Source organism: Paenibacillus sp. SJS-P3, from assembly GCF_056711585.1.
In genome coordinates, this window is the sequence record NZ_CM160043.1 from 4,283,859 (window position 1) to 4,296,418 (window position 12,560).

Here is a 12,560-nt window from a genome sequence, read left to right on the forward strand (position 1 = left end):
GTTCACTGGTATACAACAAAAGGTCTAGGACGCTATCGTCCCGGACCTTTTTGCCCTAACGGCGGCTGGCTGGAAATGTCTACCCATCAGCCTAATACCGGTCCGCAATCGTCCCGAATACGGCGGCTTTCAAGTAAGGCTTTCCCTTCAGCGCCTTAAGATGCTCCGCCGTGCCCGTCACGACGACACCCCATATGCGCACATCGCTCGTCTGGGGAGCGGGCTTGTCCTTTCGCAAATAATCGTAAATCCGCTTGTATTCGCCCTCATACTTCCCCTTCTGGTCGAGACCGGCCTGAATCAGCTTCAGGAAATCCTCTTCGGTCGCCGTATTCGTCTCCTTATCGGGGTGTCGGCCAAAGCCATACACGCCGGTCTCGCTGTCCGGAAACGGGCTGACAGAGCTTCCATCCGGCATTTTTTTCGTTTCATACGGGAAGCGGTTCGAGTAGGTGTCCACCCAATACCATACGGGATGGGCATCGGGAGGCAGCATGGCCCTGATTTCCTTGACCGTGTAGGCTTTGTCGAATGAAACGGCAAGCTCGACAAGCTTGTCCGAATCCATGGCCTCCAGCTGCGGGAGCTCGTTCAACGTCCGCGGGTAGGAAATGTCAGGGAGATAGAAGAGCATCTCGCGCTCACCCGTCTGCGGATTGTAAGGGCGCATGTAGTCCAGCTTCGCTTCCTTCATGACCGCATCCTCCAGCCCCAGATTGTACCCTCCCGCCGGCTTGGAGAAATGGCCAAGCACATTGTATTCGTAAGGCTCGGCGCCTTGGACGACCGGCACGCCCTCGAGCAGCTTGTAGGTCTGGATGTCCAGCTTCCCTGTCAGCAGGCCGAAATCCACCCGGTAGCCCCCTTCATACGAATTGGGTCCGCTGATCTGCTTGATCAGGGAAATATCTCGCAGCGCGTTATCCGAGCTTCTGTAAAGCAGCTGAAGATTGGCAATCAACGCTCCTCCCAATACGATGACCGCGACAGACGCGGAGATGACCGCGCTGCGGAGCAGCGATCGCCTTTTCGCTTTGCGCATCAGTCCCGAGAGATCTCCATCTTCCCTCCAACCGTCGTTTTCCTGCCCCGTCTCGCCGCCATCAGGCTCCATTTCGCGATCATTCTTCGTTTCCTCCGTCATGTTCCATCCCTCCGTATAGCTTTTGGAATTGCTTTCGCGCCCGGAACAGATAGGTTTTCACCTTCTCCACGCGAATGCCGAGCAGACCGGCTATTTCCTGATAGCTGAGGTCCAGCTCATACTTCATGATCAGCAGCTGCTTATATACCGGATTCAGCCGGTCCAGCACGCGGTCGATCTCTTCCCGCTTTTCTTTGCGCAGCATGTTCAGCTCCGGGTCTCCTCCGGCATCATCCGCCGGGCTTTCCTCATAAGGAACCATAATGCGTTTCTGCCTGCGGCATATATCGTAATAATGATTCAAAGCAACCTTATACAGCCAAGCTGAAAACTTGTCCGGATGGATGGCGTCCATATGGACAAGCCCCTTGTAGACGGTTTCCTGAACGATATCCTCCGCGAGCGTCCGTTCGGCGCCAAGACGAATCAAATATCCTTGGATTTGCCTTGCTTTCCTACTAAGCGCTTCGCGCATCCTCTGCTCCACCATGCGCCTCCCTTCCTAGCCCTATAACGGATCTCCATGCCCGCTTGTATACAACGCCGCCTTCGATTCCGACATTTTTCCTCCCTTGGCCGGCACTCCAGCTCTTTTCCTTGGCTAAGGAAAAGGAAAAGGCGCAGAGCAGCTTGGCTGCCTTGCGCCTCGGGTCTTCTTGACGAAGGAATAGAAAAAGATCGGGGATTCATAATCCAGACTGTCCGGCATGCTATCCGGCCCGTCCGTTCTCCAGCAGGCCGTATTTTTGTTTGACCCGGCCCAATATTTTCAGCCAGATGCCGGAAAACAGCGTCAGGAAGAACACGTTGGAAAGCGCATGCGCGAGATCGAAATAAAAGCTGGCTGCATAGACCGAGGCGAAGGCCGGCCAGCTCAGCCGGTCGTAAAATCCGAGCAAGGACCACAGATTCATGATCCAGCCGAATAGAAAGCCCCAGCCGAAGCCGAACGCAGCGCGTCCCCAGCGGCTCGCCATGAAGCGGGTATGCCTCAGCAGGCCCGCTGTGAAGCCGATCATGCCCCAGCCGAACATCTGCCACGGCGTCCAAGGGCCCTGTCCGAGCATCAGGTTGGAGGCGACCGCAGCGATGCTTCCGACCAGGAAGCCCGTCTCCGCTCCAAAGACGAGCGCCGCCATGATGACGACGAACGAAACGGGCTGCACGCCCGGCAGCGCCGCGAACGGTACGCGGCTCACCGCAGCGATGGCGCCGAGCATGGCGATCAGCAGCAGCTCCTCGGCGCGCAGCCGCCTGCGCTCGAAGCGGATGAAGAACGGAAGCATGGCCAGCCCAATCATGATGAGGCTGAGCGGCAGATAGAGCTCTCTCCTCGACAGCACGAGCACGAGCAGCGCGGCGATTCCGCCGAAGCTGAGGACGTACAGTCCTTTGCGCAGAGGCCCGCTCATAACGGCACGTCCTCCAGGACGACGGCGTCCGGATAGAGGCTGCCGGCGGCTCGCTGCACGGCAGTCGTATAAAAGTAATTCTCCCGCATGAAAGAGCGGGTATCCTCGGCCGCCGCCATGCGGCCGTCGAACAGCAGCCCGCAGCGGTCCGCATGGGAAGCGGCGAATTCGACATCATGGCTGACCATCAGGATGGTCGTCCCCCGCCTCCGAAGATCGCCGAGCAGCTCGGCAAGCTTTCCCTTGAAGAGCGGATCAAGCCCCTTGGTCGGCTCGTCGAGCAGCAGCAGGCTGGGATTTCCGAGCAGCACGATCAGCAGGGCCAGCCTCTGCTGCTGGCCGCCGCTGAGATCGAACGGATGGCGGGACTGCAGCCCCTCCAGCTCGAACAGCTCCAGCAGCTCCTGGAGACGGCTCTCCCGCTTGTCCAGGCCGAGCCGCTCCAGCCTGTCGTCCAGCTGCGCCCCGATCGTATCGCGAGTGAAGTACAGCAGCGGGTTTTGGGCGACATATCCGATCGAGCCCGCGCGGCGCTTCTTGAGCAGGCTCTCGCCTTCCAGCGACAGGCTGCCCCGCAGCGGCCTGATGACCCCCGCGATGACCTGCAGCAGCGTCGACTTGCCGCTGCCGTTGCTGCCGAACAGGGCGAACAGCTCGCCTTCGCGAATGTCCAGATCAAGCCCTCCGAGCACCATGGGAGCATCCTTCTCATAGGCGAAATAAAGTCCTTTGCCCGTCAGCAGCGGCTTGCCGGGAGGCGCAACAGCCGATGCCGGCTTTCCTTCCGCCATGAACGTTCCGCCACGTTGACCGTCCGCCACGTCATGCTTGCCTGTCCGCGCCTGCAGCCATTGCTTGCCGTCCCTGACCGTCAGCGGCACAGCGCCGTCCTCTTCGCCCCCTCCGCCCTGCAGGTAGAGCCGGGTCGCCGAAGGCAGGAACGCCGCATATTCTCCGTCGCCGGAACGGCTGATCCGGCGGGCGACCTCTCCGGGAGAGCCCGCGTAGGCGACGCGGCCTTCCCTCAGGACGAGAGCCTTCGTCACGAGCGGGAACAGATCCTCGAGCCGGTGCTCGCTGATGATGACCGTGATCGACATTTCTTCGTTTATCCGGGCCAGCAGGCCGATGAATTCCCTCGCAGCGATTGGATCCAGCTGCGCCGTCGGCTCGTCGAGCAGCAGCGCCTTCGGCCGCAGCGACATGACCGACGCCAGGCTGAGCAGCTGCTTCTGGCCGCCGGACAGCTCATGCACTTGCCGATGCAGCCATCCCTCCATGCCGAAGAACGGCACGAGCTCGCCGATCCGGCGCTGGATCTGCTCCGCCGGATAACCGAGGTTCTCCATGGCGAAGACAAGCTCCTGCCAGACCGTGTTCATGACGATCTGGCTGTCGGGATGCTGGCACACCATGCCGATCTCTTCGACAGACCGCCGCGCCGGCAGCTCCTCGATCGACGCTCCGCCATAACGGATGCTGCCTTCCCGCTTGCCCGCCGGCCGCACCTCGTTCTTCAGCTGGCGCAGCAGCGTCGTCTTGCCGCAGCCGGACGGGCCGCATAGGAGGACAAAATCGCCCTCCTCGATATCGACTGAAATATCGTCCAATATCGGAGCGTCGCCGCCCGCATACCGGAAGCTTACATTCTCGATCTGATAATGCGCCAATGCAGACGCTCCTTTCCGTTCATGGCCGGCGGAATCGCCAGAAAGACCGCATAACAGCCCAAGTGGACCCATGCCGTGAGCGATCCGTCCAGCGGCTGAAGCCTGGGAAACACTTCGTAGTCGTGGACGCCGTACAGCCGTCCGATGACGACATTGCTTCCGGCAAGCACGATGAGCCAGAGGAAGGCCCAATCCCGCGTTTCTATCCGGTACCGGACGGCGCTGCTGCGCTTGCCGCTCCCGTACCCGCGCGAGCGCATCGAGGCGGCGGATTGCATCGCCTCCTCCAGCGACCAGGCGACAAGGGTGTGCATCGTCTCCATCCCTTCCCGCATCAGCAGCTTCTTGCGCATGCCGGGGTAGATGTAGCCGAATGCCCGCTGAACGGTCATGATCTGCTTCAGCCTGCGCGTCAGCAGCGGGATGAAGCGGAGCGTCACGGTGACGGCGAACGCCGTTTGGGGCGCAATCGGAGCGGCCAGCAGCAGGAATTTATCCGAGGTGATGACCAGGCTGTACGCAGCAAAGGCGAGCAGGACATTGACCAGAGAGAGAGCGAACAGAGCCCCGTAAACGACGGATTCCTGCGTAACCGGCCGGTCGCGGAAGTAGAACAGAATCGTGGCGCCTCTGCTGGAGAACAAGGGATTGGTGACGAAGATGAATAAAGCCAGGATGGCATAAACCTTCAAGCCGCGCTTCATGGCCTGTCCGCCGTCGAGAGTCAGATGCAGCGCGATGAGCGCCAGCAGCGTCAATCCCGACATGACGGGATCGGTGAACATCATGCAGGAGACGAGCAGCACCAGGAAATAAAGCATCGCCACGGCGGGATGGAGGCCGGCAAACCCCAGCCCCCTAATCATCGGAGCCCTTGCCGCTTCCAGCTCCGTCTCCGTCCGAGGCTCCGACATCCTTGCCGTAATCGGTCGTGTACACCCAGCGGACCTCATCGCCCGGCTTGAGTACCGACGTTCCGGCGCTGCGGCTCGAGAAGATGCCGTTCACGCTGAACAGCCAGCCGCTGCCCGCTCCCTCGTCGAATTCATACAGATTGCCGATTCCGCTCACATAGGCGGCCGCTCCCTTGCCGCTGTAATCGACGACCAATTTCTGGATGCGCGCTACTTTCTTCAGCACATCCAGCACCGTATCGCCTTCCTCGGCCTCGACCCGGGTCGACTTGAGAATGATGCCCGTCTTGGCCGAGCCGGCAACCGATATCGTGACGGCTTGATCCTGCGGCGGCTTGGCGGCCGGCGCGGAAGGCTTCGGCTTGACGGCGGGGGTTGCCGCCGGGGCTGTCGGCTTGGAAACAGGCGATGCAACACCGCTTGTCGCCTTCGGCTTGGATGCGCCCGCTCCCGCATCGGAAGGCGCCGGCTTGGCCGTAGTTGTCGCCGATTCCGTCGGCGCCGGCTTGGCCGTGCCTGCTTCAGAGCCCGGCGTCGCTTGCGGCTGGCCGGAACCGGAAGGCGGCGGGGTTCCCGCTCCTGCCGCTCCTTCTCCCCCGGTCCCGTTCCCGCCCGGCGCAGGCGTTGCCGATGCTGCTGCGCCGCTCGCCTGTGCCGACGCTTCCGGTCCGATGGACGGCTTCGCCGCTGCTCCCGGAGACGGAATGGGGCTTCCCGCAGCCTGCCCTTCCTCGGCCTGCGGCGGGACAAGCCCCTCTGCGGCTCCATCTCCCGAAGCCAGCGCCGCATCGGACTTGCCCGCCAGGGAGGCTTCCTGCCCTCCGGCCGGCTTCGCGAGCGGTCCGGCGCCGTACAGCCATGCGGTGCCTCCCAAAATCATCACTGCGGCGATAATGCCGATCGCTTTATTCAAACTGTTTCTTCCGTTCATTGCCCTGAAGCCTCCTCTATGCCCGAGCGCTCCCCGGAGCGGACAAGCCAAAAAAGACATCTTTCACGTGAAAGATGTCCGAAAGGGATGCCTCGCCGCGGGCAGGCGTACAGGCAAACAGCCGCTGCCCGCAGCTCTCCCTCCCATCCTCGCGGGAAGCTATGATTCAAGCTTTCTATGGCAGGTCTCCTGGCTTCGCTTCATCGCGCCGCCCTTCCTTCCCATCCCGGCAGGGACAGTGGATGCCTCGGGCAGCCGCTCGGCTTCACAGTGGCGGGACCGCGTCGAATTTCCATCGAACTTCCCTATTAAGCCCCGCAGGCGAAATACCCGCGCAGGCACCATAAAAGCAGCTATGCAATTGTAAAAAGTCATCCCTCATTGTAGCAGACTCCGCTTCAAAACACAGTACCCAGTTTGCGGCTCCAAGCGCCGCGACGACCCGGCAGCCGGTTCCCGGATATTCTCCGCCTCCTTCAATGCTTGGCGCACAGCCGCGAAAGAAAGAAAGAAAGAAAGACAGCCATGCTCGTGAGCAAGGCTGTCTTCAAAAATTCCGGCTGAATCAAGGCTCATCCCGCAGCGTCTGGCTGTAGCTGTCGGACAGCTTCAACAGCTCAAGGGTGCGGTTGAATTCATCCTCGGTCGTCTTGCGTCCGCCGGTGTCCTTGCCCACGAGAGGGTAGTTGGTGCCGTCCTCGAACGCATTGCCGGGAACGAACACGTCGGAATCCGTAATGACCGAGCCGGTAGGAAGGAAATGCCGCACCGGCAGCATGTTCGGACGTCCCTTGAGATTCAGCAGGTCGGTGCCGAAGTGGATCTGGTCCGCAAGCGGAATTCCCGCCAGATTCGCCACGGTCGGCATGATGTCGATCTGCCCGCCTGTCTCGGTAATGACGGAAGGTCCCGTAACGCCCGGAGCGTGAAGGATGAACGGAATGTTGAACATGTCGGCATAGCTGTATTCATGGCCGATCATCGCATCGATGGACGTCTTTTCATTCTTGTCGAGCGTATAGACGGGCAGCCCTTGATGGTCGCCGTAAAACATGACCATGCTGTTGTCCCACATCCCGCTGCTCTTCATCTCGTCGATGAATCGGCCAAGCGCTTGATCCGCGAAGTGCTGCGCCTGCAAATAACGCCCAAGCAGCGTGTCGTCCAAGTTGTCCGGCAAATCCAGCGTCATCTTGGATTCCGGGATATTGTACGGATGGTGGGCGCTCATCGTAATGATCTGAGCGTAGAACGGCTTGCCGGATGCGCTCATCTCCTCCAGCTTCGGCATCGTTTTGGAGAAGAGGACGCTGTCCGAGGCGCCGAACGCCACATGATCGCCGTCTCCGAAATAGCTTTTGTCATAAAAATGCTGCCATCCAAGAGCCGGGTACAGCTCGGAGCGGTTCCAGAACTGGACGTCGTTCGTATGGAATGTCGCCGTCTCGTAGCCGATCTTCTGGAGCAGCTTGGGCAGGCTCGGAAGGCCGTTCTTCGGAAGCGCCTGCACCGCCGGCTCATGCGCGGGAACGTACAGCGACGTGTTGACCACATACTCGGCGTCGGAGGTCGTGCCGGAGCCCGCAGAGCTGTAGAAGTTCTTGTAGTAGTAATTCTCATCGGCGAGCTTGTTGATATTCGGCGTGACTTCCCGGCCATCCACCTTGAGCCCGACCAGGAAGTTCTGGAACGATTCCATCTGGATGATGATGACGTTCTTGCCTTTCGCGGCGCCGAAGGCATCCGGATTCGGGCTGGCGGAAATACCCTTGAGCTCGTCGATCGCCGCCTGGGTGACCGGAACCGTCTCGGTCTCCTGCTTGTCGATGCCGTCCGACAGCAGCGTATAGAATTCGTAATTGAGGATGCCCATTTCCTCCGCCTGCTTGCTTTCGTTCATGCTGGCCCGGTTCGGCCAGATATCGAAGACGCAGAGAGCCACGGAAAGGACGAGAATGCCAAGCACCGCGGGCTTCCGGTACGGTAGCAGCCTGCTGGCGTCATATCCGGATTTCTTCTTTATCCGCAGCCGCACATGCAGGAACAGCAGAATGATGATGTCGGCGAAGACGAGCAGATAATAAGGATCCATCAAGGAATACGTGCTTTCCCCGACCTCGGTCACTTTGCCCGCCTGGTTGAGCTGATGGTAGGTGACGATGACGCCGTAATACTTGAAGTACATCAGAACCGCGAAATACAGGAAAGTGAACGCCAGATCCGCCAGAGTGTAATACAGCAGCTTGCGTTTGGAAGCCAGCCACTCAATCAGGCAGAATACGGCCCACATGAACGGAATCTCCGTCAGCAGCATGGTCCAGCTGGGACCGTCTTCGAACACGATATACCAGGCCAGAGCGCTCTTGGCCAGCAGAATAAGGGTAAACAGCAAAAAACGGAGGTTGCCCAGCCGTAAAATGATCTTCATTTCGACATGACTTCCTTACCTGTAGAATAATGGAATGAGAACGTGAAATCGGACGGATTCGCTTCGAACGCCGCCAACGCCATATATCATACATCCGGTTATTTAAGCAGTCAATCAAATCATGGCTCCTTGTCAGGAATCTTTTGGAAATGGGTATAGACCCATAAACTAGGAGGGCATGTCATGAAACAGGGGGCAGAGGCTGGCAAGATCCCGAACTCAAGAGCCGGGTTGGCAAGCAGCGTGCAGCCGCCTCCCGGCTCACAGGTTGCCCCTCGGACCGGCAAATCGGAACGCAAAAAATCCCCGCTCCTCATCTTGAGGCTGCGGGGATTTCCGCGGCTGTTTACTTCTTGGAGGCAAGCCAGTCGGTCAGCGCGGTGATATCCGCGTCGCTGAGCGTTCCTTTGTAGGCCGGCATGCCTCCGCCTCCATTCTCGATCTGATGGCGGATCTTCTCCGCCGACTCGCTGGCGCCGATCTTCTGCAGGTTCGGGCCGACGCCTCCCCCGAGATCAGCCGCATGGCAGCTGATGCAGTTGGACTTGTACACTTCCTCCGCATGAGCGGTCGTCGTGCCGCCATTGCCGGCCGGCGTCGCTTCACCGGCGTTTCCTGTCCCGCCGTTGTTCTTGTTGCCTCCGCCGCAGGCGGCAGCCGCAAGCACGAACAGAGCCAGCACGGCCGCGAGAAGCCATTTTTTCTTAGGATCCATCGGTACATGCCTCCTTCGATTATCCTTTCGGATACAAGTAGAATCCCCGAATTTTCCTTCCTCATGCTTGTTCTTCGCATGCTGCGAATTCCTTTTGTGCATAAGGCTTCCTTCATTCGGAGAATCTATTCCTGTACCTGGAAACCGCCGAGGCAAGAACTGCCATTCTGCCGGCGGCCCGAACCGGTGAAGGAGGTGCTGCCCAATGTCCGCGCAGGAGGAATGGATCCGCCATCTGGAGGAGCTGCGGCGGCGATTGATCGTGGTCGGAGCTTGCTTTGTCACCGCATTTTGCGGCGGCATGTACGCCTCCCCCCATTTGCTGAAGCTGATCCGCTCGCATGCCGGAACAGACGTTCAATGGAATGTGTTCGCCTACACGGATGGATTGTTCGTCTACTTGCGCTGCGCGACGCTTTTCGCCCTCGTGCTCGTGCTGCCGGTCGTTCTGTTCCAGCTGTGGGCTTTCGTGAAGCCCGGGCTCACCGACAGGGAGGCCAAGGGGACGCTGATGTACGTTCCGGCCTCCTTCCTGCTCTTCTTGACGGGTCTGGCCTTCAGCTACTTGGTCGTGTTCCCGATGATGCTGGAGTTCATGCAAAAAATGAACCGGACGGTAGGCGCCGTTGAAACGTACGGCATCGACCGCTACTTCTCTTTCCTGTTCAGCGTCGTGTTCCCGCTCGCGCTTGCTTTCGAGATGCCGCTCGTCATTCTGTTCCTCACCCGGATCGGCATGCTGACTCCGGCCAGGCTCAAGCAGACGCGCAAATACGCCTATCTCGGCCTGGCCGTCGTCGGCTCCTGCATCTCGCCGCCGGATTTCGTCTCCCATCTATCGGTGACGATTCCGCTCGTTGTGCTGTACGAGATCAGCGCGTTCCTGTCTGTCAGGCTCTATAACCGCCGAGCGCAGCCCGTCGCCTCCCCGTGAGGCGCCGAAGGCCCGTGCCGGCTGATATCTGATCGGAAAGGAGACCAACATCATGTTCAACAATATCGGCATTTCCGGGCTGGTCATCATTTTCGCCATTGCCCTGATCGTGTTCGGCCCGGCCAAGCTTCCTCAGCTTGGGCGCGCCTTCGGCGATACGCTGCGCGAGTTCCGCAACTCGACCAAAGGAATCGTCGACGACGATGTCATCGAACCGTCCAAGGAAGAGCGCAAGCAGCTGAACTAGCTTCTTGCTGCGAGCATTTGAATGGGGCTGTCTCAAGCGCCGCTTCGGCGAGAGACAGCCTCTTTGTTATGTTAAGGCTGGTCCTGGCTAAGGGCCGTTTCGGTCCTTATCCACCTCTGCATACCGCTGGAAGCATCATTAAGGCCCGTTTCGGTCCTTATCCACCTCTGCATACCGCTGGAAGCACCATTAAGGCCCGTTTCGGTCCTTATCCACCTCTGCATACCGCTGGAAGCACCATTAAGGGCCGTTTCGGTCCTTAATCCACCTCTGCATACCGCTGGAAGCACCATTAAGGCCCGTTTCGGTCCTTAATCTACCTCTTCATACCGCTGGAAGCACCATCAAGGCCCGTTTTCCGCCTTATCCTGCTTCTGCGTACCGCCATATGCGCAAGGAAAAGGGCCAATCGGTTCGGTTGGCCCTTGAAGTTTTATTTCGCCAGGCTGCCGCCTTTCTTGTGGTATTCCAGTATCCCCTCCGCGGCCCGGTAAGCGAGCGCCCCGACCGTGCCGGTCGGATTGTAGCCCGAGTTCATCGGGAACGAGCTTGCGCCCACGACGAACAGATTGTCGACATCCCAGCTTTGGGAATAGCTGTTCACCGCCGACGTTTCCGGGGAGTCGCCCATCACGACGCCGCCCGTATTATGCGTGGACTGATAGGTCACGATGTCGTACGGCCCCAGTTCCTTGAGCTGTTCGACATGGCTCGCGCCCATCTCCTTGACGATCTCGGCCGATTTGTTGGCCAGGAACACCGCCAGCTCGCGGTCCTGCTCCTCGAAGTCGAACGTGATCCGCACGAGCGGGTCGCCGAACGTGTCCTTGTAGGTCGGATCGAGATCGAGGAAGTGATGGCGGAACGGCATCGACGACCCTTGGCCTCCGACAGACAGCACCCGGTTGGCGTATTTCAGGGAATTCTTCTTGAATTCGGCTCCCCATGCCGGCGTTCCCGAAGGGACCGGGTTGTTCAGGATCGGGCGCTGGCCGGTCTGGCCGATGCTGATGGAGCCGCCGTGGATGAACTTCAGGTCGCTGTGGTCGAAGTTGTCTCCGTTGTAGTTGTCGAGATTGACGCCGAGAGCGCCTGCCCCCGCGAAGTTGTTGAATTCCTCGTTCTCGAAAAATCCCGCCGCGTTGCCCTTAAGGACCTGATAGGCATAGTTGCGGCCGATGACGCCCTTGCCGGTGGCGGGATCGTACGGCTTGCCGATGCCGGACATCAGCATCAAGCGCACATTGTTGAACACATAACTCGTGACGACGACGATGTCCGCCGGCTGCTCGATCTCCTCGCCGGTCGTGACGTCCGTATAGAGCACTCCTGTCGCCTTGCCCCCGGTATGTAAGATTCGGCGAACGTTGGAATGGGTCCTGATTTCGAATTTCCCCGTTTTTTTGGCGACCGGAATGACGGTGACGACAGGGTCCGCCTTGGCTCCGTACTCGCAGCCGAACCGTTCGCAATACCCGCAGTACTGGCAAGCCGCGCGCGACACCCCGTCCGGATTCGTATAGTTTTCCGACAGGTTGGCGGAAGGCTGCATATAGGGATTCAGGTTCAGCTTCTTGGCCGCTTCGATGAATTTCTGCATGGCGGGAGTCTTCTTCATCGGAGGCGTCGGATAAGGATTCGACCGCTTGCCTCCAAGCGGGTTCTCCTCGCCGGACAGCCCGATCAGCTTCTCGAACTTGTCGTAGTAAGGCTCCATCTCGTCGTACGTGACACCCCAATCCTGCAGCGTCATGCCGTCCGGAATTTTCGCCTTTCCGTAGCGCTCGATCGTTTTCGTCCGGATCTGGAAATCATAGGGCAAAAAGCGGAATGTCTGTCCGTTCCAGTGCACGCCGGCGCCGCCCAGCCCGTCGCCGAGCAGGAACGAGCCGTACTGCCGCATCGGCAGCGCCCTTACCTGCTCCTTGCTGCGGAACGTGATCGTTTCCTTGGACAGATCCTGCATCAAATCGTACCTCACGCCGTAGCGAAGCTCGTCATGGACCATGAAATAATCTTCGGTCTTGCGCTCTCTTCCGCGCTCCAGCCCAACGACGCCTAGACCTTGCTTGGTCAGCTCGGAGGCGATGATGCCCCCTGCCCAGCCGACCCCGACGACGACGACGTCGGTTTTGGGTAATTTCCTTGGCATGCTGACAGCTCCT

General features: G+C 59.5%; 11 protein-coding genes and 1 riboswitch. Of the genes, 2 read left to right on the forward strand and 9 right to left on the reverse strand.

Going from position 1 to position 12,560, the window contains the following annotated elements:
- Positions 1 to 91: 91 nt before the first annotated feature.
- From AC06G8_RS19705 to AC06G8_RS19740, 8 genes are all read right to left on the reverse strand, one after another.
- Positions 92 to 1,144 (reverse strand): anti-sigma factor, encoded by a 1,053-nt coding sequence (locus AC06G8_RS19705; RefSeq protein ID WP_480283646.1) that lies wholly within the window; start codon positions 1,142 to 1,144, stop codon positions 92 to 94.
- Positions 1,122 to 1,634 carry an RNA polymerase sigma factor gene (locus AC06G8_RS19710; protein WP_480283647.1) on the reverse strand — a complete coding sequence of 171 codons (513 nt, stop codon included), beginning with the start codon at positions 1,632 to 1,634 and terminating at the stop codon, positions 1,122 to 1,124. The genes AC06G8_RS19705 and AC06G8_RS19710 overlap by 23 nt, the downstream gene beginning before the upstream one ends.
- Positions 1,635 to 1,854: 220 nt before the next feature.
- The gene (locus tag AC06G8_RS19715) at positions 1,855 to 2,556 is read right to left on the reverse strand and encodes an ECF transporter S component (protein WP_480283648.1); all 702 of its coding nucleotides are present in this window, start codon (positions 2,554 to 2,556) and stop codon (positions 1,855 to 1,857) included.
- Entirely contained in the window at positions 2,553 to 4,226 is a 1,674-nt protein-coding gene (locus AC06G8_RS19720; RefSeq protein ID WP_480283649.1) for an ABC transporter ATP-binding protein, read from the reverse strand. The genes AC06G8_RS19715 and AC06G8_RS19720 overlap by 4 nt, the downstream gene beginning before the upstream one ends.
- Positions 4,199 to 5,092 carry an energy-coupling factor transporter transmembrane component T gene (locus AC06G8_RS19725; RefSeq protein WP_480283650.1) on the reverse strand — a complete coding sequence of 298 codons (894 nt, stop codon included), beginning with the start codon at positions 5,090 to 5,092 and terminating at the stop codon, positions 4,199 to 4,201. The genes AC06G8_RS19720 and AC06G8_RS19725 overlap by 28 nt, the downstream gene beginning before the upstream one ends.
- On the reverse strand, positions 5,085 to 6,071 hold the full coding sequence (locus tag AC06G8_RS19730; RefSeq protein WP_480283651.1) for a DUF4430 domain-containing protein: 987 nt from the start codon (positions 6,069 to 6,071) through the stop codon (positions 5,085 to 5,087). Before AC06G8_RS19730 ends, AC06G8_RS19725 begins: the two co-directional genes overlap by 8 nt.
- A 162-nt stretch (positions 6,072 to 6,233) precedes the next feature.
- Positions 6,234 to 6,431, reverse strand: a riboswitch (cobalamin riboswitch).
- A 205-nt stretch (positions 6,432 to 6,636) separates the two neighbouring features.
- Positions 6,637 to 8,499, reverse strand: coding sequence for an LTA synthase family protein (locus AC06G8_RS19735; RefSeq protein ID WP_480283652.1), 1,863 nt, complete (start codon positions 8,497 to 8,499; stop codon positions 6,637 to 6,639).
- Between the two features lie 346 nt (positions 8,500 to 8,845).
- On the reverse strand, positions 8,846 to 9,214 hold the full coding sequence (locus AC06G8_RS19740; RefSeq protein ID WP_447662774.1) for a c-type cytochrome: 369 nt from the start codon (positions 9,212 to 9,214) through the stop codon (positions 8,846 to 8,848).
- A gap of 205 nt (positions 9,215 to 9,419) precedes the next feature.
- On the opposite strand from AC06G8_RS19740, the gene tatC reads away from it, so the two are divergent.
- Together tatC and AC06G8_RS19750 are read left to right on the forward strand one after the other, a co-directional pair.
- Positions 9,420 to 10,148 carry a twin-arginine translocase subunit TatC gene (tatC, locus tag AC06G8_RS19745; RefSeq protein WP_480283653.1) on the forward strand — a complete coding sequence of 243 codons (729 nt, stop codon included), beginning with the start codon at positions 9,420 to 9,422 and terminating at the stop codon, positions 10,146 to 10,148.
- Between the two features lie 52 nt (positions 10,149 to 10,200).
- Positions 10,201 to 10,395, forward strand: a complete 195-nt coding sequence (locus AC06G8_RS19750) for a twin-arginine translocase TatA/TatE family subunit (RefSeq protein ID WP_048744779.1) — start codon at positions 10,201 to 10,203, stop codon at positions 10,393 to 10,395.
- 433 nt (positions 10,396 to 10,828) lie between these two features.
- Here AC06G8_RS19750 and AC06G8_RS19755 read toward each other — a convergent pair whose 3' ends face one another.
- Positions 10,829 to 12,547, reverse strand: coding sequence for a GMC family oxidoreductase (locus AC06G8_RS19755; protein WP_447662776.1), 1,719 nt, complete (start codon positions 12,545 to 12,547; stop codon positions 10,829 to 10,831).
- Positions 12,548 to 12,560 lie beyond the last annotated feature (13 nt).